The organism is Kitasatospora arboriphila, from assembly GCF_039528095.1.
GTDB classification, from domain to species: Bacteria; Actinomycetota; Actinomycetes; order Streptomycetales; family Streptomycetaceae; genus Kitasatospora; species Kitasatospora arboriphila.
Map to the genome: position 1 here is coordinate 30860 of NZ_BAAALD010000030.1, position 24362 is coordinate 55221.

Annotated in this window: 20 protein-coding genes; 13 read left to right on the forward strand and 7 right to left on the reverse strand. The window is 72.6% G+C overall.

Annotated features, from left to right (window positions below; genetic code table 11):
• Positions 1-6 precede the first annotated feature (6 nt).
• Complete coding sequence (gene rsgA / locus ABD353_RS17245; protein WP_344624491.1) at positions 7-1116, reverse strand: ribosome small subunit-dependent GTPase A; 1110 nt, start codon at positions 1114-1116, stop codon at positions 7-9.
• Between the two features lie 464 nt (positions 1117-1580).
• Between rsgA and ABD353_RS17250 the strand changes: the two genes are divergently transcribed.
• The 6 genes from ABD353_RS17250 (at position 1581) to ABD353_RS17275 (ending at position 9491) form a co-directional block, all read left to right on the forward strand.
• Positions 1581-3257, forward strand: coding sequence for a carbohydrate binding domain-containing protein (locus tag ABD353_RS17250; RefSeq protein ID WP_344624492.1), 1677 nt, complete (start codon positions 1581-1583; stop codon positions 3255-3257).
• 384 nt (positions 3258-3641) lie between these two features.
• On the forward strand, positions 3642-4745 hold the full coding sequence (gene chvE, locus ABD353_RS17255; RefSeq protein WP_344624493.1) for a multiple monosaccharide ABC transporter substrate-binding protein: 1104 nt from the start codon (positions 3642-3644) through the stop codon (positions 4743-4745).
• 83 nt (positions 4746-4828) lie between these two features.
• Entirely contained in the window at positions 4829-6406 is a 1578-nt protein-coding gene (gene mmsA, locus ABD353_RS17260; protein ID WP_344624494.1) for a multiple monosaccharide ABC transporter ATP-binding protein, read from the forward strand.
• Positions 6407-6409: 3 nt separating this feature from the next.
• Positions 6410-7645: a multiple monosaccharide ABC transporter permease gene (gene mmsB, locus ABD353_RS17265; RefSeq protein ID WP_344624495.1), complete on the forward strand. Its 1236-nt coding sequence runs from the start codon at positions 6410-6412 to the stop codon at positions 7643-7645.
• 135 nt (positions 7646-7780) lie between these two features.
• Entirely contained in the window at positions 7781-8245 is a 465-nt protein-coding gene (locus ABD353_RS17270; RefSeq protein ID WP_344624496.1) for an RICIN domain-containing protein, read from the forward strand.
• 46 nt (positions 8246-8291) lie between these two features.
• Entirely contained in the window at positions 8292-9491 is a 1200-nt protein-coding gene (locus ABD353_RS17275; protein ID WP_344624497.1) for an MFS transporter, read from the forward strand.
• Positions 9492-9567: 76 nt separating this feature from the next.
• On the opposite strand, the gene araA is transcribed toward ABD353_RS17275, so the two are convergent.
• From araA to ABD353_RS17305, 6 genes are all read right to left on the reverse strand, one after another.
• Entirely contained in the window at positions 9568-11076 is a 1509-nt protein-coding gene (araA, locus tag ABD353_RS17280) for an L-arabinose isomerase (protein WP_344624498.1), read from the reverse strand.
• Between the two features lie 14 nt (positions 11077-11090).
• Positions 11091-11768, reverse strand: a complete 678-nt coding sequence (locus ABD353_RS17285; RefSeq protein ID WP_344624499.1) for an L-ribulose-5-phosphate 4-epimerase — start codon at positions 11766-11768, stop codon at positions 11091-11093.
• Positions 11765-13540, reverse strand: coding sequence for a ribulokinase (locus ABD353_RS17290; RefSeq protein WP_344624500.1), 1776 nt, complete (start codon positions 13538-13540; stop codon positions 11765-11767). The genes ABD353_RS17285 and ABD353_RS17290 overlap by 4 nt, the downstream gene beginning before the upstream one ends.
• A gap of 929 nt (positions 13541-14469) precedes the next feature.
• Entirely contained in the window at positions 14470-15504 is a 1035-nt protein-coding gene (locus tag ABD353_RS17295; protein WP_344624501.1) for a LacI family DNA-binding transcriptional regulator, read from the reverse strand.
• A 744-nt stretch (positions 15505-16248) separates the two neighbouring features.
• Positions 16249-16518 (reverse strand): DUF5133 domain-containing protein, encoded by a 270-nt coding sequence (locus tag ABD353_RS17300; RefSeq protein WP_344624502.1) that lies wholly within the window; start codon positions 16516-16518, stop codon positions 16249-16251.
• A 305-nt stretch (positions 16519-16823) separates the two neighbouring features.
• The gene (locus ABD353_RS17305; RefSeq protein WP_344624503.1) at positions 16824-18194 is read right to left on the reverse strand and encodes a YihY/virulence factor BrkB family protein; all 1371 of its coding nucleotides are present in this window, start codon (positions 18192-18194) and stop codon (positions 16824-16826) included.
• Positions 18195-18418: 224 nt separating this feature from the next.
• On the opposite strand from ABD353_RS17305, the gene ABD353_RS17310 reads away from it, so the two are divergent.
• From ABD353_RS17310 to ABD353_RS17340, 7 genes are all read left to right on the forward strand, one after another.
• A complete protein-coding gene (locus ABD353_RS17310; protein WP_317634116.1) occupies positions 18419-18502 on the forward strand; it encodes a putative leader peptide in 84 nt (27 codons plus the stop codon).
• Between the two features lie 190 nt (positions 18503-18692).
• Positions 18693-20417 carry a nitrite/sulfite reductase gene (locus tag ABD353_RS17315; RefSeq protein ID WP_344624504.1) on the forward strand — a complete coding sequence of 575 codons (1725 nt, stop codon included), beginning with the start codon at positions 18693-18695 and terminating at the stop codon, positions 20415-20417.
• Positions 20414-20620: a hypothetical protein gene (locus tag ABD353_RS17320; protein ID WP_344624505.1), complete on the forward strand. Its 207-nt coding sequence runs from the start codon at positions 20414-20416 to the stop codon at positions 20618-20620. Before ABD353_RS17315 ends, ABD353_RS17320 begins: the two co-directional genes overlap by 4 nt.
• Positions 20617-21315 (forward strand): phosphoadenylyl-sulfate reductase, encoded by a 699-nt coding sequence (locus ABD353_RS17325; RefSeq protein WP_344624506.1) that lies wholly within the window; start codon positions 20617-20619, stop codon positions 21313-21315. The genes ABD353_RS17320 and ABD353_RS17325 overlap by 4 nt, the downstream gene beginning before the upstream one ends.
• Before the next feature lie 56 nt (positions 21316-21371).
• Positions 21372-21953, forward strand: a complete 582-nt coding sequence (gene cysC / locus ABD353_RS17330; protein WP_344624534.1) for an adenylyl-sulfate kinase — start codon at positions 21372-21374, stop codon at positions 21951-21953.
• Positions 21950-22888 carry a sulfate adenylyltransferase subunit CysD gene (gene cysD, locus ABD353_RS17335; RefSeq protein ID WP_344624507.1) on the forward strand — a complete coding sequence of 313 codons (939 nt, stop codon included), beginning with the start codon at positions 21950-21952 and terminating at the stop codon, positions 22886-22888. The genes cysC and cysD overlap by 4 nt, the downstream gene beginning before the upstream one ends.
• Position 22889: 1 nt before the next feature.
• Entirely contained in the window at positions 22890-24221 is a 1332-nt protein-coding gene (locus ABD353_RS17340; RefSeq protein WP_344624508.1) for a sulfate adenylyltransferase subunit 1, read from the forward strand.
• Positions 24222-24362 lie beyond the last annotated feature (141 nt).

Here is a 24362-nt window from a genome sequence, read left to right on the forward strand (position 1 = left end):
CCCGGCTCAGCGGGTGCGGCGCGGGTCGTGCCGGGTGGGGCTCGACGAGCCCCGCATCGACTTGGTGACGGCCTTCCACTTCCTGGCCCGCTCGGCGGCGACCCGGGCGTCGCTGCGCGAGGCGATCCACTCGTTCTCGCGCTGGAGCTTGAGGTAGCTGTCCATCCGGCGCTGCGGCAGCGTGCCGTCCTCCAGCGCGGCGGCGACCGCGCAGCCCGGCTCGGAGCGGTGGCTGCAGTCGTCGAAGCGGCACCGCTCGGCGATCGCGGCGATGTCGGCGAAGGCGAGGTCGACGCCCTCGCCGCCGTACAGGCCGACCTCGCGCAGCCCGGGGGTGTCGATGACCACGCCGCCGTCCGGCAGCGGGATCAGCTCCCGGGTGGTGGTGGTGTGGCGGCCCTTCTCGTCGACCGAGCGGGTCTCCTGGACGGCCATCGCGTGCCGGCCGGCGAGGGCGTTGGTGAGCGTGGACTTGCCCGCGCCGGACTGGCCGACCAGGGCGGTCGCGCCGGGCAGGTGGGCGCGCAGCTCGTCCATGCCCTCGCCCGTCTCGGCGCTGACGGTGAGCACGGCGGCGCCCGGGGCGATCTTCTCCACGTCCTCGCGGATGAAGTCGGCGTCGTCGACCAGGTCGGCCTTGGTGAGGACGACCAGCGGGACGGCGCCGCTCTCCCAGGCGAGGGCGAGGAAGCGCTCGATCCGCCCGAGGTCCGGGTCGGCGGCGAGCGAGACCGCGATCATGACGGTGTCGACGTTGGCGGCGAGCACCTGGCCGTCGGAGCGGCCGCCCGCGGTCTTGCGGACGATCGCGGTGCTCCGGCCCAGCAGGGCGGAGACGGTGGGCAGGGGCTGCGCGGCGAGGTCGACGGCGGCCCAGTCCCCGGTGCAGGGGCACTTGACCGGGTCGGGGTCGCCGACCGGCCGGGTGTCGGCGCGGACGGTGCGCAGCTCGCCGGACTCGGGGTCGGCGAGCAGGACGTCGCACTGGCCGCGGTCGACGCGGGAGATCAGGGCGGGGGTGAGCCCCGCCTCGGCGTAGAAGGCGAACTCGGCTGCCCTGTCCTCGTTCCAGCCGTGGGCGGAGAGCGGGAGGGCGGCGGAGGTGGAGCTGGTCACGGTGGGGTGGGCCCTTCGGCGAGGGTGGCCCCGGCGGTGCGCGCCCGACGGCGCGTCAAGGAGTCGTGGAAGTCAGCCGGTGGCCACGGGGGTGGGAGTGAACGACGTACGGACGCGGGCAGCGTCCAGCGCAGCGACGGTCATCACGGTCCTCACCTCCGGGTGTGCAGGGCTGGCACGACGGGGGGACGGCCCTCGGCGGGCCCTCCCGAACGGCACCACGGTAGCCACGGCCGGCGGGGCCGCGCCAGCGAATATTTCCGCGGCTGCGCGGGGGCTCGGCCGCCGGTCCCGGGCGGTCCCACCTGGGAGGGTGCCGTGCCGGGCCAAGTGCGGTTCCGCCGATGGGCGTTGACGGGCCCTTGACACCCGATATTGGTCTAGTCCATCTTGGCGGTGCACGCGGCCTGCACGGCTCCCCCGCACCCCTGCGGCCGCAACCCCCATCCCCCACTGGAGGTCCTGTGCGTTCCCGCAACCGCCTCGTGGCGGCGCTCGGCGCCGTCGCGCTGGGCTCGGCCGCGGCCGTCGCCCTGCCCGCTACGGCCCAGGCGGCCAACCTGCTCACCAATCCCGGCTTCGAGAGCGGCACGCTCAGCGGCTGGTCCTGCACCGGCGGGCTCGGCTCGGTGGTGGGCTCCCCCGTCCACTCCGGCAGCAAGGCGCTCGCCGCCGCGGCGAGCGCGAGCGACACCGCGCAGTGCACCCAGACCGTCTCGGTGCAGCCCAACACCACGTACACGCTGTCCGGCTGGGTCCGCGGCAACTACGTCTACCTGGGCGTGACCGGCGGCGCCTCCACCTGGACGCCGTCCGCCGCCTCGTACCAGCAGCTGTCGGTGACCTTCACCACCGGCGCGAGCCAGACCAGCGCGCAGATCTTCACCCACGGCTGGTACGGCCAGGGCACCTACTACGCCGACGACATCAGCCTGGACGGCCCGGGCGGCGGCGGGGGCGGCGGCGACACCCAGGCGCCGACCGCGCCGGGCGGACTCGCCGCGACCGGCACGACCTCCTCGACCGTCTCGCTGTCGTGGAACGCCTCCACCGACAACGTCGGCGTGACCGGCTACGACGTCTACAGCGGCTCGAACGTGGTGGCCAGCAGCACCGGCACCTCGGCGACCGTGACCGGCCTGGCCGCGAGCACCTCCTACACCTTCACCGTCAAGGCTCGGGACGCGGCGGGCAACACCTCGGCCGCCTCCAACGCCGTCTCGGCCACGACCGGCTCCGGCGGCGGGGGCGGCGGCACCGGCTTCAAGCAGGCCGCGCCCTACCTCTACATGGGCTGGGGCGAGCCGCCGTCCGCGACCACGGTGATGAGCGCCACCGGCATCAAGTGGTTCACCATGGCGTTCATCCTCTCCTCGGGCGGCTGCAACCCGTCCTGGGACGGCCAGCGTCCGCTCACCGGCGGCGTCGACCAGCAGACGATCAACGCGATCCGGGCGGCCGGCGGCGACGTCGTCCCGTCGATCGGCGGCTGGCAGGGCAACAAGCTCGGCCCGAACTGCGCCACCCCCGAGGCCCTGGCCGCCGCCTACCAGCAGGTGATCAGCGCGTACGGGCTGAAGGCGATCGACGTCGACATCGAGAACACCGACGAGTTCGAGAACACCGTCGTCCAGGACCGCATCCTCGGCGCCCTGAAGATCGTCAAGCAGAACAACCCGGGCCTGCGGACGATCCTCACCTTCGGCACCGCGACCACCGGCCCGACCTACTACGGCAACCGGCTGATCGAGCAGGCGAAGGCGCTCGGCGCCGACATCGACGTCTTCACCATCATGCCGTTCGACTTCGGCGGCGGCGCCGACATGTACGGCAGCACCGTCAGCGCGGCGAACGGCCTGAAGAACAAGCTGAAGTCGACCTTCGGCTGGGACGACGCCACCGCCTACGCCCACGTCGGCATCTCCGGCATGAACGGTCTCTCGGACAACCAGGAGACCACCACGCCGGCGACCTGGACGAGCATCCGCGACTGGGCCAACACCAACCACATCGCCCGCCTCGCCTTCTGGTCGGTCAACCGCGACCGGCCGTGCGCCGGCGGCGGCGTGGCCGAGAACTGCTCCGGCATCAACCAGAACAACTGGCAGTTCACCTCGATCACGGCCGGCTTCACCGGCTGACGACCGCAGGTCCGCAGAACCGCGAGGCAGCAGAACCGCAGGTCCGCAGAGCCGCCCCCGCCCACCGGCGGGGGCGGCTCCCGTGCGTCCGGGCAGCCTCTCCCGGGCAAATTGTTAGCGCTAACAGTCCGCCCGTCAAGCAGCCTGCACAGCGCTTCCATATCTATGCCCGCACGTGACCCGATGGTGACTCCAGCCCCTCTTGACGGGCTTCTTGTGAGCGTTAACACTCAGGTAACGCCAGGCCAGGGCCCCGGACAGGGACCTGACCGAACCGGTCGGCCCCCTGGCGCCCACCCCTGCTCGACACCTGCCCCCGAACCACCGCTCGACCGACCCGGCGCTCCCCGCCCGCCCCGGTCGCGGCACACCCCTGGAGGAACTGTGCGGAAGCTCTCTACGGCCCTCGCCGCGGCCGGTCTCGCGCTGTCGCTGGCGGCCTGCGGCCAGAGCGCCAACGGCGTCGGCGACGGCGACGGCGCGTCGAAGGACGGCGCCAAGGGCGGGCTGGTCGGCATCGCCATGCCGACCAAGTCCTCCGAGCGCTGGATCAACGACGGCAACAACATGGTCAAGGAGTTCCAGGGCAAGGGCTACAAGACCGACCTGCAGTACGGCGACAACGTCGTCGAGAACCAGGTGTCCCAGATCGAGAACATGATCACCAAGGGCGCCAAGCTCCTGGTCGTCGCCGCGATCGACGGCTCCTCGCTCACCGACGTGCTGCAGAAGGCCGCCGACGCCCACATCCCGGTGATCTCCTACGACCGGCTGATCCGCGGCACCAAGAACGTCGACTACTACGCCACCTTCGACAACTTCAAGGTCGGCGTGCTGCAGGGCACGTACATCGCCGACAAGCTCGGCCTCAAGGACGGCAAGGGCCCGTTCAACGTCGAGCTGTTCGCCGGCTCGCCCGACGACAACAACGCGCAGTTCTTCTTCAACGGCGCGATGAGCGTCCTCAAGCCGTACCTCGACAGCAAGAAGCTCGTCGTGCAGAGCGGCCAGACCGCCTTCAACCAGGTCGCCACGCTGCGCTGGGACGGCGGCGTCGCACAGTCCCGGATGGACAACCTGCTGAGCAAGTCCTACACGAGCGCCCACGTGGACGCGGTGCTCTCGCCCTACGACGGCATCTCGATCGGCATCCTCTCCTCGCTCAAGGGCGTCGGCTACGGCAGCGCCGGCAAGGCGCTGCCGATCGTCACCGGCCAGGACGCCGAGCTGGCCTCGGTGAAGTCGATCATCGCGGGCGAGCAGACCCAGACCGTCTACAAGGACACCCGCGAACTCGCCAAGGTCGCCGTCCAGATGGGCGACGCGGTGCTCACCGGCGGCAAGCCGGAGACCAACGACACCACCCAGTACGACAACGGCGCCAAGGTCGTCCCGGCCTACCTGCTGCAGCCGGTCAGCGTCGACAAGGAGAACTACGCCAAGGTCCTCGTCGACGGCGGCCAGTACACGGCCGACCAGCTGAAGTAGCCCCGGGCCCGCACGGGCCGCCGACCCGGCGGCGGGGCGGGACCGCCCCCGCCCCGCCGCCCCCAGAGATACGGAAGCACCCCATGGCCGGACCTGTCCTCGAGATGCGTTCGATCACCAAGACCTTCCCCGGCGTCAAAGCCCTCTCCGACGTCGAGCTCAGCGTCGCCGCCGGGGAGATCCACGCGATCTGCGGCGAGAACGGCGCCGGCAAGTCCACCCTGATGAAGGTGCTGAGCGGCGTCTACCCGCACGGCAGCTACGAGGGCGAGATCCTCTTCGAGGGCGAGCCCTGCCGGTTCAAGGACATCCGGGCCAGCGAACAGCGCGGCATCGTGATCATCCACCAGGAGCTCGCCCTGGTGCCGTACCTGTCGATCGCCGAGAACATCTTCCTCGGCAACGAGCACGCCACGCGCGGCATCATCAGCTGGCACCGGACGCTCACCCACGCCGCCGCCCTGCTCAAGCGGGTCGGCCTGCACGAGAACCCGCAGACCCGGATCGCCGACATCGGCGTCGGCAAGCAGCAGCTCGTCGAGATCGCCAAGGCGCTCGCGAAGGAGGTGAAGCTGCTCATCCTCGACGAGCCCACCGCGGCGCTGAACGACGAGGACAGCCGCAAGCTGCTCGACCTGATGCTGGAGCTCAAGGCCCAGGGCATCTCCTGCATCATCATCTCGCACAAGCTCAACGAGATCGCCCGGGTCGCCGACTCCGTCACCGTGCTGCGCGACGGCCGCACCATCGAGACCATCCCGGTCGGCGCCGACGGCATCGCCGAGGACCGCATCATCCGCGGCATGGTCGGCCGCGACCTGGAGCACCGCTACCCCGAGCGCACCCCCGCGATCGGCGAGGTCGCCTTCGCCGTCGAGGACTGGACCGTCCAGCACCCGATCGACCACCACCGCAACGTCGTCGACGGCGCCTCGCTGACCGTCCGCGCCGGCGAGATCGTCGGCATCGCCGGCCTGATGGGCGCCGGCCGCACCGAACTCGCGATGAGCGTCTTCGGCCGCTCCTACGGCCGGTACACCGGAGGACGGGTGCTGGTGCACGGCCGGGAGGTCTCCACCCGGACGGTGCCGCAGGCGATCGGCCACGGCATCGCGTACGTCACCGAGGACCGCAAGCACCTCGGCCTCAACCTCATCGACGACATCAGCCGGAACATCACGCTGAGCGCGCTCGGCAAGGTCGCCCGGCGGGGCTGGGTGAACCGGCACGAGGAGACCAAGGTCGCCGAGGCCTACCGGGCGTCGATGAACATCAAGGCGCCCTCGGTGTTCGCCGAGACCGGCAAGCTCAGCGGCGGCAACCAGCAGAAGGTCGTCCTCAGCAAGTGGATCTTCGCCGGACCGGAGGTGCTGATCCTCGACGAGCCGACCCGCGGCATCGACATCGGCGCCAAGGCCGAGATCTACCAGGTGATCGCCGACCTCGCCGCACAGGGCAAGGCCGTGCTGGTGATCTCCTCCGAACTCCCCGAACTCCTGGGCCTGTGCGACCGGATCTACACCATGGCCGAGGGCCGGATCACCGGCGAGGTGGCCCGTGCCGACGCCGACCAGGAGTCCCTGATGCGCCTCATGACCGTGAGCGCCGCCCCGCAGACCGCCGCCCCGCAGACCGCAGCACCCCGACCCGAGCAGGTGTAAGGCATGGCCCAGACCCAGACCACCCCGACGACCCCGCCGGGCCCGGCGGCCCCCGCACGGACCCGCTCCACCGGCGCCGTGCTGGCCGACGCGCTGCGCGGCAACGTCCGCCAGTACGGCATGCTGGTCGCCCTCGCGCTGATCGTGGTGCTGTTCCAGATCTGGACCGACGGCACCCTGCTGAAGCCGCTCAACATCACCAACCTGATCCAGCAGAACGGCTACATCCTGATCCTGGCGATCGGCATGATGATCGTCATCATCGCCGGCCACATCGACCTGTCGGTGGGATCACTGGCCGCCTTCGTCGGAGCGGCGGCGGCGGTGATGATGGTCAAGCACGACCTGCCGTGGCCGCTCGCCCTGGTGCTCGCCCTGCTGATCGGCGCGGTCGCCGGCGCCTGGCAGGGCTTCTGGATCGCCTACATCGGCATCCCCTCGTTCATCGTCACCCTGGCCGGCATGCTGCTCTTCCGCGGCGGCACCCAGATCCTGCTCCAGGGCCAGTCCATCGCGCCGTTCCCCAAGGGCTTCCAGAAGATCTCCAGCGGCTTCCTCCCCGAGGTCGGCCCGCACACCAACTACCACAACCTGACCCTGCTGCTCGGCCTCGGCGTGCTCGCGATCGCCGTGCTGCAGGAGGTCCGCGGCCGCCGCCAGGCCGCCTCCTACGGCCTGGAACTGCTGCCGGTCGGCTTCTTCCTCGCCAAGCTCGCCGCGATCACCGCCGCCGTCCTCGTCTTCACCCTGCTGCTCGCCAGCTACCACGGCGCCCCCATCGTGCTGCTGATCCTCGGCGCGCTGCTGGTCGGCTTCGGCTACCTGATGCGGAACTCGATCATCGGCCGGCACACCTACGCGATCGGCGGCAACGAACCCGCCGCGAAGCTCTCCGGCGTGAAGAGCAAGCGGGTCGTCTTCCTCGCCTTCGTCAACATGGGCGTGCTCGCGGCCCTGGCCGGCCTGGTCTTCGCCGCCCGGCTCAACGCCGGCACCCCGCAGGCCGGCATCAACTTCGAACTGGAGGCGATCGCGGCGGCCTTCATCGGCGGCGCCTCCGCCTCCGGCGGCGTCGGCACGGTGCTCGGCGCGATCATCGGCGGCCTGGTCCTCGGCGTCCTGAACAACGGCATGTCCCTGGTCGGCGTCGGCACCGACTACCAGCAGGTCATCAAGGGCCTGGTGCTGCTCGCCGCAGTCGGCTTCGACGTCTGGAACAAGCGCAAGGTCGGCTCCTGACCCCGACCCCGCGCGAACGGCTCCGCCCGGTGTGTGTGCGCACACCGGGCGGAGCCCTTTCCGTCGGTGGCGGCGCGTAGCGTGGACCTCCGAGGACGGCCGCACCCGGGCGGCCGGGCGGCGGCAGGACACCACATGGGCGGAGCACGGTCGGGCGGGTCGGCGCACGGGCCGGTGACGGAGGGCCGCTACCGGCTGCGCAACGTCGGCAGCGGACTGCTGCTGGAGATCGCCGGCGGGCGCGGCGGCAGCGGGGCGAAGGCCCGGCACGCGGCCGACGACGGCAGCGAGGCCCAGGTCTGGCGGGTGTCGCCGGTGCATCCCGGGGCGGGCCTGTACCACCTGGAGAACGCCGCGAGCGGCAAGCGCCTCGACGTCATGGGTGCCCGCACGGAGGACGGGGTGCCGATCCAGCAGTGGTCGCCGAACGGCTTCGGCGCCCAGGAGTGGTTGTTCGAACGGCACGTGGACGCACCGGGCACCTTCACGGTGGTCGCGGTGATCAGCGGCAAGGCCGTGGAGGGCTGCGCGGACGGCTCGGTGCGCCAGCAGGAGGACGCCGACACACCCGCGCAGTGGTGGCGGCTGGAGCCCGCCTGACGCGCGCCCCCGCGGGCCGGTGGCGCCGGGCCCGTACCGTGGGCGCATGAGCGATCGTCAGAGCGGCCGTCCGGCCGGTGCCAAGGCGTACCTGGCTGCCTCCGGCGTCTTCGCGGTCTGCATGGCCGGCACCACCCTCCCCACCCCGCTGTACTCGCTCTACCAGGAGGAGCTGGGCTTCTCCGAGCTGGTCGTCACGGTGGTCTTCGCGGTGTACGCCTTCGCGGTGATCGGGGTGCTGCTGGCGTTCGGCAACGTCTCGGACACCGTGGGCCGCAGGCCGGTGCTGCTGGCCGGGCTTGGCTTCGCGGCGCTGAGCGCCTTCTGCTTCCTGTTCGAGGGCGGGGTGCCGCTGCTGTGCCTGGGCCGGCTGATGTCGGGTCTCTCGGCGGGCCTGTTCACGGGGACGGCGACCGCGTACGTGCTGGAGCTGGCGCCGGCCGGCCGGGAGGGCCGGGCGGCGTTCGCGGCGACGGCGGCGAACATGGGCGGCCTGGGGCTGGGCCCGCTGCTGTCGGGCGTCCTGGCCGAGTACGCGCCGGATCCGCTGGTGCTCCCGTTCGTGGTGCACCTGGTGATGGTGGCGGTCGCGACGGGCGTGCTGCTGGCCCTGCCGGAGTCGGTGGCGGGGGCGAAGGGGCTGTCGGCGGCGCGGGTGAAGGCGCCGAGCCTGCCGCCGGAGGTGCGCGGGGTGTTCGTACCGGCGGGGGTGGCGTCGTTCGCCGGGTTCGCGCTGCTGGGGGTGTTCACGGCGGTGTCGCCGGCGTTCCTGGCGCAGACCCTGGACGTGCACAACCGGGCACTGATCGGCCTGATCGTCTTCGCGACGTTCCTGGCGTCGACGGGCGGCCAGTTGGCGGCCGGGTCGCTGGGCGCGCGGCGGGCGCTGCCGCTGGGCTGCGCGGTGCTGCTGGTGGGGTTGGCGCTGCTCGGCGGCGCGCTGTTGGCAGAACTGCTGGCGCTGCTGGTGCTGAGTGCGCTGGTCGGCGGTTCGGGCCAGGGGCTGGCGCTGCGCGGTTCGGTGGGTGCGGTGGCTGCCGCGGCGCCCGCGGAGCACCGGGCCGGGTCGATCTCCTCGCTGTTCGTGGTGGCGTACACCGGGATCTCGATCCCGGTGATCGGCGTGGGTGTGCTGTCCGAGCCGGTGGGGCTGGAGGACGCGGGGGTGGTGTTCATCGTCTGCATGGCGCTGCTGACGGTCTTCGCCGGGCTGTACCTGCTGCGCCGCCCGGTGCCGAGCCGCTGAGGGCGGACGCGGACGGGCCCGCACCCCCGCGGGACGCGGAGGCACGGGCCCGTCGGGCACGGCCGGTGAGCGGGGCTCAGAGGGCCTTGGCGAGGCGGTGGTAGGCCTGGTTCCAGCGCAGTTCGCGGGTGAAGCGGCGCATGGTGGTGTCGGCGTCGACGAGGACGAGTTCGACGGAGAGCATCTCGGCGAGGTCGTCGAGCTCCTCGGCGCCGAGGGCCCGGGTGAGGACGGTGTGGTGGGGCCCGCCGGCGGTGAGCCAGGCCTCGGTGGAGGTGCGCAGGTCGGGGCGGGGCTTCCAGACGGCGCGGGCGACCGGCAGGTGGGGCAGCGGCTCGGTGGGGGCGACGACGTCGACCTCGTTGGCGACGAGGCGGAAGCGGTCGCCGAGGTCGGCCATGCCGACGACGACGGCGGGGCCGGGTTCGGCGTCGAAGACCAGGCGGACGGGGTCCTCGCGGCCGCCGATCGACAGCGGGTGGATCTCGCAGGAGGGGGTGGCGGCGGCGATGGTCGGGCAGACCTCCAGCATGTGGGCGCCGAGGATGAGTTCCTGGCCGGGCTCCAGGTGGTAGGTGTAGTCCTCCATGAAGGAGGTGCCGCCGGGCAGGCCCGCGGCGGCGGTCTTGAGGGTGCGCAGCAGGACGGCGGTCTTCCAGTCGCCCTCGCCGCCGAAGCCGTAGCCGTCGGCCATCAGGCGCTGGACGGCGAGGCCGGGGAGCTGGCGCAGGCCGCCGAGGTCCTCGAAGTTGGTGGTGAAGGCGCCGAAGCCGCCGTCGGTGAGGAAGGTGCGCAGGCCGAGTTCGATGCGGGCGGCGTAGCGGAGCGAGTCGTGCCGGTCGCCGCCGGCGCGGAGTTCGGGGGCGAGCCGGTAGAGCTCGTCGTACTCCTTGACGAGGTCGTTGACGTCCTCGTCGGTCGCGGCGTCGACGGCGGTGACGAGGTCGTTGACGCCGTAGGTGTTGACGGAGACGCCGAGGCGCAGCTGGGCCTCGACCTTGTCGCCCTCGGTGACGGCGACGTCGCGCATGTTGTCGCCGAAGCGGGCGAGCCGGAGGGTGGCGAGTTCGGCGCGGCCGGCGGCGGCGCGGGCCCAGGAGGCGACGCGGCGGACGACGGACGGGTCGCTGGCGTGGCCGGCGACGGTCTTGCGGGCGACGCCCAGGCGGGACTGGATGTAGCCGAACTCGCGGTCGCCGTGGGCGGCCTGGTTCAGGTTCATGAAGTCCATGTCGATGGTGGACCAGGGCAGCTGCCGGTTGGCCTGGGTGTGCAGGTGGAGCAGGGGCTTGCGCAGGGCGTCGAGGCCGGCGATCCACATCTTGGCCGGGGAGAAGGTGTGCATCCAGGCGATCAGGCCGATGCAGGAGTCCTCGGCGTTGGCGTCGAGGCAGGTGCGGCGGATCGCGGCGGCGTCGGTGAGGACGGGCTTCCAGACGATGCGGACGGGGATGCCGCCGTCGGCGGAGAGCGCGGCGGCGACCTCGCGGGACTGCTCGGCGACCTGGCGCAGGGTGTCGTCGCCGTAGAGGCCCTGGCTGCCGGTGAGGAACCAGATCTCGCGGGTGTCGGCGGGGTGCGTCATGGGGTGGTTCTCCTTCACCGGGCCGCGGGCGCGGTCTGCTGGCCGTAGACGTTCTGGTAGCGGTGGTTGAGGTGGTCGATGTCGGCCTGGGCGATGGGCTGGGGTTCGCCGAGCTGCCGGGAGATGTGGACGGTGCGGGCGACGTCCTCGCACATGACGGCGGCCTTCACGGCGGCCTTGGCGTCCTTGCCGATGGTGAAGACGCCGTGGTTCTTCATCAGGACGGCGGGCGAGCGGTGGCCGCGCAGGGTGTCGACGATGCCGCGGCCGATGGAGTCGTCGCCGATGAGCGCGAACGGGCCGATCGGGATCTCGGCGCCGAACTCGTCGGCCATGGCGGTCAGGACGCAGGGCACGGCCTCGCCGCGGGCGGCCCAGGCGCTGGCGTAGGTGGAGTGGGTGTGGACCACGCCGCCGACCTCGGGCATGTGGCGGTAGACGTAGGCGTGGGCGGCGGTGTCGGAGGACGGGTTGTGCTCGCCGGCCACGACGGTGCCGTCGAGGTCGCAGACGATCATGGCCTCGGGGGTCAGCTCGTCGTAGGCGACGCCGCTGGGCTTGATGACCATCAGGTCCTCGCCGGGGATGCGGGCGGAGACGTTTCCGGCGGTCCAGACGACGAGGTCGTAGCGGACCAGTTCCTGGTGGAGGTCGCTGACCTGGCGGCGGATCAGATCGATCGGGGAGCTCATCGGTCCTCGCTGGTGCGGTGGGCGGTCAGGGCGGCGTTGCGGATGGCGCGCAGGCGGTGCAGCTGCTTGTCGGGGCCGGTGCCGAAGTGGTCGTGCAGGGCGCGGTACTCGGCGTACAGGGCGTCGTAGGCGTCGGCGCGGGCCTCGTCGGGCAGGTACGCATGGCGGTGGACCCGGCCCATCGCGGCCGCGGCCGTCCGCACGTCGGGGTGGGCGCCGGCGGCGACCGCGGCGTGGATCGCCGAGCCGAGCGCGGGGCCCTGCTCGGAGGCGGCGAGCGAGACGGGGCGGCGCAGCACGTCGGCGTAGATCTGCATGAGCAGGGCGTTCTTCTTGAGGCCGCCGGCGACGACGAACTCGGTGACGGGGACGCCGCCCTCCTCCAGTGCCTCGACGATGGTGCGGGTGCCGTAGGCGGTGGCCTCCAGCAGCGCCCGGTAGACCTCTTCGGGGCGGGTGGCGAGGGTGAGGCCGACGATCACGCCGGACAGGTGGTGGTCGACCAGGACGGAGCGGTTGCCGCCCATCCAGTCGAGGGCGATCAGGCCGTGGCCGCCGACCGGCTGGTCGGCGATCCTGCGGCTGAGGAGCCGGTGGAGGTCCTCCCCCGTCGCCTCGGCCTCGGCGAGGTACTCGGCGGGCACGCCCTGGCGCAGCCACCAGGCGAAGATGTCGCCGACCGCGCTCTGGCCGGCCTCGTAGCCGTAGGAGCCGGCGACGATGCCGCCGTCGACGACGCCGCAGATGCCGGGGACGTCGGCGAGGGCGGCGCCGTTGACGACGTGGCAGGTGGAGGTGCCCATGATGGCGAGCAGTTGGCCGTTGTCGACGGCGCGGGCGGCGGGGGCGGCGACGTGGGCGTCGACGTTGCCGGCGGCCACCGCGATGCCCTCGGGCAGGCCGGTCCAGGCGGCGGCCTCGGCGGTCAGCGAGCCGGCCCGGCTGCCGAGCGGGAGCAGCGGGTGCTCCAGGCGGGTGCGGGCGAAGTCGGCGAAGCCGGGGTTCAGCGCGGCGAGGTAGTCCTCGTCCGGGTAGGCGCCGTCCTGGTGGATGCCCTTGTAGCCGGCGGTGCAGGTGTTGCGGCTCTCGGTGCCGGTGAGCTGCCAGACGATCCAGTCGGCGGCCTCGATCCAGCGCTCGCAGGCGGCGTAGACCTGCGGGTCCTCCTCCAGCACCTGCAGGGCCTTGGCGTACTGCCACTCGGCGGAGATCCGCCCGCCGTAGCGGTGGATCCACTTCTCGCCGCGGGCGTGGGCGAGGGCGTTGATCCGGTCGGCCTGCGGCTGGGCGGCGTGGTGCTTCCACAGCTTGGGCCATGCGTGCGGGCGGGCGGCCCACTCGGGCAGCTCGGCGAGCGGGGTGCCGTCGGTGCGGACGGGCAGCACGGTGCAGGCGGTGAAGTCGGTGGCGATGCCGATGACGTCGGACGCGTCCACGCCGGAGGCGGCGAGCGCCTCGGGGACGGCGGTGCGCAGCACCTCGCGCCAGTCCTCGGGGTGCTGCAGGGCCCAGTCGGGGGGCAGCGGGCGGCCGGTGCCGGGCAGGCGCTCCTCGATGACGGCGTGCGGGTAGCCGTGGACGGCGGTGGCGATCTCCTCGCCGTCCCGGACCCGGACGACGACGGCGCGGCCGGAGAGCGTGCCGAAGTCGACGCCGACGACGTAGCGGTCGCCGCCGGCGGGCTCGGCCGCACCGGTCGGCCCGGTGCCGGGCGCGCTGCCGGCCTGCTCGGTGCCGGTCTGCTCGGCCCGGGTGGGGGGCGTCTCGGTCACTGTCTCATCCTTCGTACGGGGGTGGGGAGTTCGGGCCGGCCGCCGGCTGGTCCGCGCCGTCGCGGGCCGGCGGGCGGCCGATGTTCCGCTGCCTCACCCTCATAAGGAGCGGAACGGCTGCCGCCGGGCCGGGCGGGTCGAAGCGGGGAGACCGCCGGCCGGCGGAGCGGGTGGCCGGGACGGCCGGCGAGGCCGGGCGACTCCGGATGCTGTGATTGTTAACGTTCACATTTTGGCTGTCAAGGGTGCGGGAACGCACCGGCCGGACGACCACCCGCCCACACGCCCCCTCCCCCACCGTGCGGCCGCGGCACCTCCGGCGCAGGTCGAACGCACGGCCCGGCCCGGACACCCGATCCCGGGGCGGCACACGGCACCCGGGGCGGCGCACGGCACCCGGCGGACCGATCACGCAGGTCGAGCCGGCCGCGCCCGAAGCACCGGACGGGCCCGGAACCGGTTCGCACGCCGGGCATGCACGAGGACGGCCGCGGGGCGCACACCCGCACACGGCCGGACGGCCGCGGGGCGCTCAGTCGCCCGCCGCCGGGCTCCACACCACCCCGGGCACCGTCGACCGGCGGCAGGACCACCGCCTCCCGGCCGCCCGGACCTCGGACGACAGGACGGACCGCCGCTGATCACGCAGGGAACTGCGCGCCCACAGCCCGGCGACGCGGCTCCCCGACCGCACGGCTCCCCCGGCCCGCGCCCTCGGGCGGCCAGGCCGGTCAGGGGCGCGGAGAACCGCGCGATTGGGATGTGGTTCTCGTACCGGGCAAGAGCTGTCCCCCGCTGTTCAGCCACCCGCCCCCGGACTGCGCGGTTCTCCCCCAGCCTTCGGCCGGGAGGTGCCCCCACGCACCCCTGAGGGACACCCGGCCTCGTGGCAGGTGGAGCGGCAGGCTGCGGCTGATCAGGCCGGTCGGTCAGGCAGGGCGGCGGGCCGGGCCGGTGGAGCGGCGCAGGACCATCTCCGGGGCGACCAGGACGTGGCTGCGGGCGTGCGCCACCCCGGCGAGCTCCTCGACGAGCAACTCGAGGGCGCGGCGGCCCAGTTCGCCGAAGTCCTGGCGGACGGTAGTGAGCGGCGGAGTGAAGTAGGCGGACTCCGGGATGTCGTCGAAGCCGATGACGCTGATCTCGCCGGGCACCGGGCGGCCGGCCTCGTGCAGCGCCCGCAGCAGACCCAGGGCCATGTGGTCGTTGGCGCAGAAGACCGCGGTCACCTCCGGGTCCGCCGCGATCTGCCGGCCCGCCTCGTACCCGGACCGGGCGCTCCAGTCGCCGCTGTAGACCTGCGGCACCGGGGCGCCCGCCTCCTCCAGGGTGCGGCGCCAACCGTCCAGGCGGTCCTGGGTCTCCAGCCAGCCGGCCGGACCGGCGACGTGGTGCACCGTGCCGTGGCCGAGGTCGAGCAGGTGGCGGGTGGCCGCGGCCGCGCCGGTGAGGTTGTCGACCGCGACCATCGGAACGCGCGAGCGGCTGCCGGAGCCCACCGCGACGACCGGGACGGAACTGGACAGCCGGGCCACCGCACCGACCGCGGAGATCTGCGGGGCGATGACCGCGACCCCCTCGACGCCCTGGTCGCGGAGGCGGTCCACCGCCTCCTGGACGGAACGGGCGTCCAGTGAGCGGAGGCTGGCGACACTGACGAAGTAGCCGGCGCTGCGGGCGGCCTGCTCGATGCCGTCGAGCATGGAGGCCGGGCCGTAGAGGGTGCTGGCGAAGCTCACCACGCCGAGCGTCTGGGAGCGGCGGGTGACCAGCGCCCGCGCGGCCGAGTTGGGTCGGTAGTCCAGCTCCCGGATGGCGGCCAGCACCTTGTCCCGGGTCCCGGGCCGAACGTGCGGGGCTCCGTTCAGGACGCGGGAGACGGTCTGGTGCGACACGCCGGCGAGCTTGGCGACGTCGGCCATCACCGGCTGTCGGGGATCCGTCCCGGCAGTCTCACTTCCCACTCACAGCCCCCTTGTCGGTGCAGAGCCAGATGCGGCTGCAACTGTCTCACGAGTGCGGAAGGGAGTGTAATTGTTTGCGTTCACATCGCAAGCGGGGGACACTCCGGTCGAGAGTGCGGCCAGCGCGGCCGGAGGCCGGAGCCGACATGGCCGGCAGGGCCGACACCGCGACCGCGGCGAAAGGGGGATAGCCCGGCCGGCACACGGGGAGCGACACGGCCCGCACGGCCGACACCGCGACTGCACAGAACGGGACACCGCGGCCAGGAGACCGAGACGGCACGGCGTGAACGGCCGGGCACCGCCACCGCACTGGACGGGACAGCCCGGCCGGAACGCGGAAACGGCATGGCCCGCACGGCCCACACGGCAAACCCGAGAACGGGACACCGCGGCCAGGAGGCCGAGGCACCACGGCTCGAACGGCCAGGTACCGCGACGCCACAGAACGGGACACGGCGGCCGGAACACCGGAGCGGCACGGCCCGCACGGCCAGGGCGGCCGACGCGGCGCGGTCCGAGGATCAGGACGCTGCGGCCGGGAATCGGCGGTCGTGCGGCCGACACGGCCGGTCCGTCCGGTGCGGCAGAACCGCGGGCCGGGACGGTGGGGCCAGGAGACGGAGGGCCGTGTGGCCGGGACGGCCCGGAGGGTCGCCGGGGAACTGGTCGGCCCCCGTCCAGGGCTCCCTCCGGCGCGGGGCTCCTGGACGGGGGCCGGGTCTCACTGCCGGCCCTGCGCCGCTATGCGGCGACCACGGGCTCGGGCGCCACCCCGGCGGGCTCGACCCGTACCGCCGGCGTTGCGGCGGTGTGCGACGCGCTGCGCCGGGCGAGCAGCCGGCGGGCCCGGGCGAGGGCCTGCAGGGGGTCGCGGACGCCGGTGTACACGCAGACGGTGTAGAGGGCGTCCTCCCGGCGGCGCCGGACTGCCGCGTCCGGCGCGCCCACATCGGCGAGCGCGTCCAGCTCCGCGACCAGCGCACTCAGCACGACGTAGTTGATCAGCGGCATGGGCCAACTCCCTCGGTTCAAGGACGGACGGACCGGTTCCGCATCCTGCTCGCGCGGCTGCCCGCCCGTTCGCACGCCAAGCCAGGCTCCTTCGAACGGACGCACGATCTTCACATTTCCCCCGCTTTGTCGACATGTCCTCGACCAATGTGCGGCCGATCGGACGCGGGGGCTCACCCGAACCACCGGCGCGTCTTCCCCGCCGGGTCGGCCCCACACGGGGCGGTCCGGCACGGATCGGTCCGGCACAAGGCGGTCCGGCACAAGGCGGTCCGGCGCGACACGCGCAGGCGGGCCCCAGGGCCCTACCGGCTGTCCCAGGGGGTGCGGGGGGACTGCAGCGGCGGGACGGGCGGCATCGGCGGCGGAGGCGGGGGGTACAGCGGCTCGGGCTGCTGCACGGGCTGCGCCGGGTGCGGGTGGTGGTGAGGGGAGGACCGCGGCGGAACGGCGGGGCGGTCGGTGTCCGGCGGGGGCGGGGCCTGCCGGCGGCGGGCGCCGCCGCCGAGGATGCGGCGCAGCAGGCTGTTCGGCGGGAGGACCTCGGCCCAGCGCTCCGGGTACTCGGCGGGGACGCCGTCGTCGTCGTCCTCCTCGTCGTCGTGCTCGCCGCCGTCGGCGAGTCCGAGTTCGCGGACGAGCTGGGCGCGCTGGAGGGCGCGGCGGGCGGCGGCCTCGCGGACGACGGTGGCGGCGGCGGCCTCGCTGACGCGCTCGTTCTCGGCGCGGGCGTCGGCGGTCTCGACGCTCGGCCAGCGGCGGTCGATCGCGGCGTTCATGGCGGCGCCGATGAGGACGGCGAGCGCCACCACGAAAATCCACAGCAGCACGGCGACGGGTGCGGCGAGCGAGCCGTACACCGAGGGGCCCTCGACCGAGCTGACGAGGTAGACGCGGAGCAGCACGCTGCACACCACGAGGACGACCAGGGCGACCAGGGCGCCGGGGATGTCCTCGCGCCAGGGCGTGTTGGCGGGCACGGCGACGTGGTAGAGCGTGGTGAGGAAGATCACCAGGAGCAGGATCGCGGCGGGCCAGTAGAGCGCGTTGACCAGTCCGGCGGAGTTGGGCAGGGCGCCGATCACCAGGCCGGGGCCGGCGACGAGCAGCGGCAGGACGAGCGAGCCGATGAGCAGGGCGCCGAGGTAGAGGCCGAGCGACATCAGGCGGGTCTTGACGATGCCGCGCTTGCCGTCGAGGCCGTACATCACGGTGATGGTGTCGATGAAGATGTAGAGCGCCCGCGACCCGGACCAGAGCGAGAGTAGGAAGCCGATGGAGATGAGGTCCGGTCGGCCGTTGTCGAAGACGCTGGTCAGCAGGGGTTGGACGATCTGGTCGACCGAATCCGGTGAGAGCACCGTTTCGGATGCCGAGACGACGTCGTTCTTCAGCTTGTCGATGGTGCCGGCGCCGAGGATGTCGTCGAGGTAGCCGAGCGTTCCGGCAAGGCAGAGCAGCAGCGGCGGGATCGACAGCAGGGTGAAGAAGGCGGCCTCGGCGGCGAGGCCGGTGACGCGGTACTCGACGCAGGTGTCGGTGGTGTCCTTGAGCAGGGCCCACAGGGTCTGACGCCAGCCGTTGCGGCGGGCGCGGCGACGGCCGCCCCGGCGGCGCGAGGGCCGGTCGGGGGCCTGGCCGGGGGTCTCCCGCGGGTTACTGCCTGCTGCTTGCACGCCCCTACCGTACTGGGCGGTGTCCACTCCTCCGCGCACGCGCGCGTAGGGGGCCGGGGAGGGCTGCGGACGGCCCGTCAGGGGCCCGGGAAAGCGGCACTCCGGTACGATCCGCACGGCTGTGACGACGGGGTATTCCCACACCATCCCACGATGCGAAACAACCGCGTCCAAAATGCGGACGTTAGTGGACCGAGGGTCGTTCGCCGTGCGAATCTCTTGCCATGCCAAGCGCCGGAGCCACCCTAGTAGGTCGACTGCACGTCGATCTCCTCCGCGTGTCCAGCGCCATCTGTCCGGTGACCTGAGCCCTACCCCCGCCGCCACCACGGCACCGGCGCCGGCACCTCGCGAATCCCCGCCGACGCGGATGCGCGGGCGCCCTCCGGCCAGCGTCACTGCACCCTGACGCCTGCAGCAACAGCGCAGGTCAGAGCAGTTGCGTGCCCGGGGATGCCGAACCCCCCATCAGAGCCAGCTGCCAAAGGACGAGACACCATGGCCCCTACCCCCGAACCGGTCGAGCCCACGGTCGCCGGCGCCCCCGTGCGCCGTCCCGCCGCCGCCCGCAAGGTGACCCGCCACCGCGGTGAGGGTCAGTGGGGCATGGGCCACTTCACGCCGCTGAACGCCAACGAGCAGTTCAAGAAGGACGACGACGGTCTCAACGTGCGGACACGCATTGAGACGATCTACGCCCAGCGCGGCTTCGACTCGATCGACCCGGCCGACCTGCGCGGCCGGATGCGCTGGTGGGGCCTCTACACCCAGCGCAAGGAGGGCATCGACGGCGGCAAGACGGCCGTCCTCGACCCCCACGAGCTGGACGCCGAGTACTTCATGCTCCGGGTGCGCATCGACGGCGGCCAGCTGACGGTCGCCCAGCTGCGGGCCGTCGCCGAGGTCTCCGAACTGTACGGCCGCGGCACCGCCGACCTGACCGACCGGCAGAACGTCCAGTACCACTGGATCCGGATCGAGGACGTCCCGTCGATCTGGCAGAAGCTGGAGGCTGTCGGCCTGTCCACCACCGAGGCCTGCGGCGACACCCCGCGCGTCATCCTCGGTTCACCGGTGGCCGGCATCGCCGAGGACGAGATCATCGACGGCTCCCCCGCCATCGCCGAGATCCAGCGCCGCTTCATCGGCAACAAGGACTTCTCCAACCTGCCGCGCAAGTTCAAGTCGGCGATCTCCGGCTCGCCGCTGCTGGACGTGGCGCACGAGATCAACGACGTCGCCTTCGTCGGCGTCGTCCACCCCGAGCACGGCCCCGGCTTCGACCTCTGGGTCGGCGGCGGCCTGTCCACCAACCCCAAGCTGGGCGTCCGCCTCGGCGCCTGGGTGCCGCTGGAGCAGGTCCCGGACGTCTACGGCGGTGTGATCGGCATCTTCCGCGACTACGGCTACCGCCGGCTGCGCAACCGCGCCCGGTTGAAGTTCCTGGTCGCCGACTGGGGCACGGAGAAGTTCCGCCAGGTGCTGGAGGACGAGTACCTCAAGACCAAGCTGATCGACGGTCCCGCGCCGGCCGAGCCGGTCGCCCGCTGGCGCGACCACGTCGGCGTGCACCGGCAGAAGGACGGCCGCTACTACGTCGGCTTCGCGCCGCGCGTCGGCCGGGTCAACGGCAAGATCCTCGGCCAGATCGCCGACCTCGCCGAGCAGCACGGCTCCGACCGCCTGCGCACCACCGCCGAGCAGAAGATGATCGTCCTCGACGTGGCCGAGGACAGGGTCGAGTCGCTGGTGGCCGGCCTGGAGGCGCTCGACCTGCAGGTCAAGCCGTCCACCTTCCGCCGCGGCACGATGGCCTGCACCGGCATCGAGTACTGCAAGCTCGCCATCGTCGAGACCAAGGAGCGCGGCCGCCGTCTGATCGACGAGCTGGAGCAGCGGCTGCCGGAGTTCGACGAGCCGCTCACCATCAACATCAACGGCTGCCCCAACGCCTGCGCCCGCATCCAGGTGGCGGACATCGGTCTCAAGGGCCAGCTGGTCACCGACGACAACGGCGAGCAGGTCGAGGGCTACCAGGTGCACCTCGGCGGCGCGCTCGGCCTGGAGGCCGGCTTCGGCCGCAAGGTCCGCGGTCTGAAGGTCACCAAGGACGGCCTGGCCGACTACGTCGAGCGCGTGCTGACCCGCTACCAGGCCGAGCGCCACGAGGGCGAGCGCTTCGCCCAGTGGACGGCCCGGGCCACCGAGGACCAGCTGTCGTGAGTGAGCGTGCTGCACCGTTCCACTGCCCGTACTGCGGCGACGAGGACCTGCGGCCCTCGGAGGCCGGGCACGGCTGCTGGGAGTGCGCCTCCTGCCGGAGGGCCTTCCAGCTGAAGTTCCTGGGTCTGCTCCGGCCCGACGGCACCACGGGCACCGCCGGCACGACGACCGACACCGAGCAGACCGAAGGAGGTGGCGAATGAGCACCACGACCGACTACGAGGCGCTGGCCGCCGCGGCCGCCCGCGACCTGGAGGAGGCGACCGCGCAGGAGGTCCTGCGGTGGGCCGCCGACACCTTCGGCAAGCGGTTCTGCGTCACCTCCTCGATGGAGGACGCGGTCGTCGCGCACCTCGCCTCCACCGTGCTGCCCGGCGTCGACGTGGTCTTCCTGGACACCGGCTACCACTTCGCCGAGACCATCGGCACCCGGGACGCGGTGGCCGCGACCATGCCGGTCAACGTCATCACGCTCACCCCGAAGCTGACCGTCGCCGAGCAGGACGCCCGGTACGGGCCGGACCTGCACGACCGCGACCCGGACCTGTGCTGCTCGCTGCGCAAGGTCGAGCCGCTCAACCGCGGCCTCGGCGCGTACGACGCCTGGGCGACCGGGCTGCGCCGCGACGAGTCGCCGACCCGCGCCAACACCCCGGTGGTGGCCTGGGACGCCAAGCGCCGCAAGGTGAAGCTCGCCCCGATCGCCCGCTGGACGCAGGACGACGTCGACGCGTACGTGCAGGCCAACGGCGTACTGCTGAACCCGCTGCTGTGGGAGGGCTACACCTCCATCGGCTGCTCGCCGCTGTCCTGCACCGCCAAGCCCGGCGAGGGCGAGGAGGGCCGGGCCGGCCGCTGGGCGGGCTCGGGCAAGACCGAGTGCGGCATCCACCTCTGACCAGCCACCAGACCGACGAGACCTCAGGAGAGACCACCGTGACCACAGCCGACACACTGGACGCCGGGGAAGCCGCAGAGGCGGCCCGCACGGCCGCCCCCTGCGAGCGCGGCGCCACCGTGTGGCTGACCGGGCTGCCCAGCGCGGGCAAGACCACCCTCGCCTTCGCCCTCGCCGAGCGCCTGCGCGCCGAGGGCCACAAGGTGGAGGTCCTGGACGGTGACGAGATCCGCGAGTTCCTCTCCAAGGGCCTCGGCTTCACCAAGGAGGACCGGCACACCAACGTGACGCGGATCGGCTTCGTCGCCGAGAAGCTGGCCTCCAACGGGGTCAAGGTGCTCGCCCCGGTGATCGCCCCGTACGCGGACTCCCGCACCGCCGTCCGCGAGCGGCACGCCGCCAACGGCACCGACTTCCTGGAGATCCACGTCGCCACCCCGGTGGAGCTCTGCGCCGAACGCGACGTCAAGGGCCTGTACGCCAAGCAGGCAGCAGGCGAGATCTCCGGTCTCACCGGCGTCGACGACCCGTACGAGGCGCCGCAGGACCCGGAGCTGCGCCTGCAGACCCGGGGCCGCGAGGTCGCCGAATCCGCCGCCGAGCTGCACGCCTTCCTGACGACAAGGGGCCTCGCATGACGACCGCCACGCACAGCCTCCTGGACACCCAGGAGAACCCGTACGCGCTGTCGCACCTCGACGCCCTGGAGGCGGAGTCGGTGCACATCTTCCGCGAGGTGGCGGGCGAGTTCGAGCGGCCGGTGATCCTGTTCTCCGGCGGCAAGGACTCCATCGTCATGCTGCACCTGGCGCTGAAGGCGTTCTGGCCGGCGGCCGTCCCCTTCTCGCTGCTGCACGTCGACACCGGGCACAACTTCCCCGAGGTCATCGAGTACCGCGACCGCACCGTGGCGCAGCACAACCTGCGGCTGCACGTCGCCAACGTGCAGGACTTCATCGACGACGGCCGGCTGCGCGAGCGCCCCGACGGCACCCGCAACCCGCTGCAGACCGTGCCGCTGCTGGACGCCATCGAGCGCAACAAGTTCGACGCCGTCTTCGGCGGCGGCCGCCGCGACGAGGAGAAGGCCCGCGCCAAGGAGCGCGTCTTCTCGCTCCGCGACGAGTTCGGCGCCTGGGACCCGCGCCGCCAGCGCCCCGAGCTGTGGTCGCTGTACAACGGCCGGCACGCCGTCGGCGAGCACGTCCGGGTCTTCCCGCTCTCCAACTGGACCGAGCTGGACGTCTGGCAGTACATCGAGCGCGAGGGCATCGAGCTCCCCGAGATCTACTACGCCCACCACCGCGACGTGTTCAAGCGCGACGGGATGTGGCTGACCGCCGGCGAGTGGGGCGGCCCGAAGGAGAGCGAGCCGGTCGAGTCCCGGCTCATCCGCTACCGCACCGTCGGGGACATGTCCTGCACCGGCGCCGTCGACTCCGACGCCGCCACGATCGCCGACGTGATCGCCGAGATCGCCGCCAGCCGCCTCACCGAGCGCGGCGCCACGCGTGCCGACGACAAGCTGTCCGAGGCCGCGATGGAAGACCGCAAGCGCGAGGGGTACTTCTAAGATGACCACCACTCCGGAGACCACCGCCACCTCGCTGCTGCGGTTCGCCACCGCCGGCTCCGTGGACGACGGCAAGTCGACCCTGGTCGGCCGTCTGCTGCACGACTCGAAGTCGGTCCTCGCCGACCAGCTGGAGGCCGTCGAGCACGCCTCCCGCAACCGCGGCCAGGAGGCGCCCGACCTGGCGCTGCTGACCGACGGTCTGCGCGCCGAGCGCGAGCAGGGCATCACCATCGACGTCGCGTACCGCTACTTCGCCACCGCCCGGCGCCGGTTCATCCTCGCCGACACCCCGGGGCACGTGCAGTACACCCGGAACATGGTGACCGGCGCGTCCACCGCCGAGCTCGCCGTCGTCCTGGTCGACGCCCGCAACGGCGTCGTCGAGCAGACCCGCCGGCACGCCGCCGTCGCCGCGCTGCTGCGGGTGCCGCACGTCGTCCTCGCGGTCAACAAGATGGACCTGGTCGAGTACGCGGAGCCCGTCTTCGCCGCGATCGCCGCGGAGTTCACCTCCTACGCGGCCTCGCTGGGCGTCAAGGACGTCGTCGCGGTGCCGATCTCCGCGCTGGCCGGCGACAACGTCGTCGAGCCCTCGGCGCACATGGACTGGTACGGCGGCCCGACCCTGCTGGAGCACCTGGAGACCGTCCCGGTCGGCAGCGACCCCAGCAACGAGCCGGCCCGGTTCCCCGTCCAGTACGTGATCCGGCCGCAGACCGAGGCCCACCCGGACTACCGCGGCTACGCCGGCCAGCTCGCCTCCGGCGTGCTGCGGGTCGGCGACCCGGTCACCGTCCTGCCGTCCGGGCACACCACCACCGTCGCGGGCATCGACGCGCTCGGCCGGGAGACGGACATCGCCTGGGCCCCCCAGTCGGTCACCGTCCGCCTCGCCGAGGACATCGACGTCTCCCGCGGCGACCTGATCGCGGCCGGCCCCGCCCCGGTGCCCACCAAGGACATCGAGGCGACCGTCTGCCACCTCAACGAGCGGGCCCTGCGCCCCGGCGCGAAGGTGCTGCTCAAGCACACCACCCGCACCGTGCGCGCGCTGGTCAAGGAGATCTCCTACCGGATCGACATCGACACGCTGGAGCAGCGTTCCGGTGCCGACGGCCTGGACGTCAACGACATCGGCCACGTGGTGCTGCGCACCGCCGAGCCGCTGGCGCTCGACAGCTACACCGACAACCGCCGGACGGGCTCGTTCCTGCTGATCGACCCGGCCGACGGCACCACCCTCACCGCCGGCATGGCGGGCGAGGCCTTCGACACCGTACGCGCCACCACGGGTGACACCGGATCGGGCGACGAGGAGGACTGGGTCTGATGCCCAGCGAGGCGTTCTCGGGCATGGACAAGGAAGGCGGCCGCATCGGCAGCGGCGTCCTCGGCAGCGGCCAGGGCGGCCTGACGCGATGTGGGGGCGGACAGGGGCGCTGAGCCCCTGTCACCGGGCCGGTTCCTTCCC

Coding starts and splice junctions, on each gene's coding strand:
- ABD353_RS17300 (WP_344624502.1), bottom strand. CDS start 16,518: ATGCCGCTGATCAACTACGTCGTGCTGAGTGCGCTGGTCGCGGAGCTG.
- ABD353_RS17315 (WP_344624504.1), top strand. CDS start 18,693: ATGGCCCCTACCCCCGAACCGGTCGAGCCCACGGTCGCCGGCGCCCCC.
- araA (WP_344624498.1), bottom strand. CDS start 11,076: ATGACGCACCCCGCCGACACCCGCGAGATCTGGTTCCTCACCGGCAGC.
- ABD353_RS17310 (WP_317634116.1), top strand. CDS start 18,419: ATGCCAAGCGCCGGAGCCACCCTAGTAGGTCGACTGCACGTCGATCTC.
- cysD (WP_344624507.1), top strand. CDS start 21,950: ATGACGACCGCCACGCACAGCCTCCTGGACACCCAGGAGAACCCGTAC.
- ABD353_RS17275 (WP_344624497.1), top strand. CDS start 8,292: ATGAGCGATCGTCAGAGCGGCCGTCCGGCCGGTGCCAAGGCGTACCTG.
- ABD353_RS17340 (WP_344624508.1), top strand. CDS start 22,890: ATGACCACCACTCCGGAGACCACCGCCACCTCGCTGCTGCGGTTCGCC.
- ABD353_RS17325 (WP_344624506.1), top strand. CDS start 20,617: ATGAGCACCACGACCGACTACGAGGCGCTGGCCGCCGCGGCCGCCCGC.
- mmsB (WP_344624495.1), top strand. CDS start 6,410: ATGGCCCAGACCCAGACCACCCCGACGACCCCGCCGGGCCCGGCGGCC.
- mmsA (WP_344624494.1), top strand. CDS start 4,829: ATGGCCGGACCTGTCCTCGAGATGCGTTCGATCACCAAGACCTTCCCC.
- ABD353_RS17285 (WP_344624499.1), bottom strand. CDS start 11,768: ATGAGCTCCCCGATCGATCTGATCCGCCGCCAGGTCAGCGACCTCCAC.
- ABD353_RS17270 (WP_344624496.1), top strand. CDS start 7,781: ATGGGCGGAGCACGGTCGGGCGGGTCGGCGCACGGGCCGGTGACGGAG.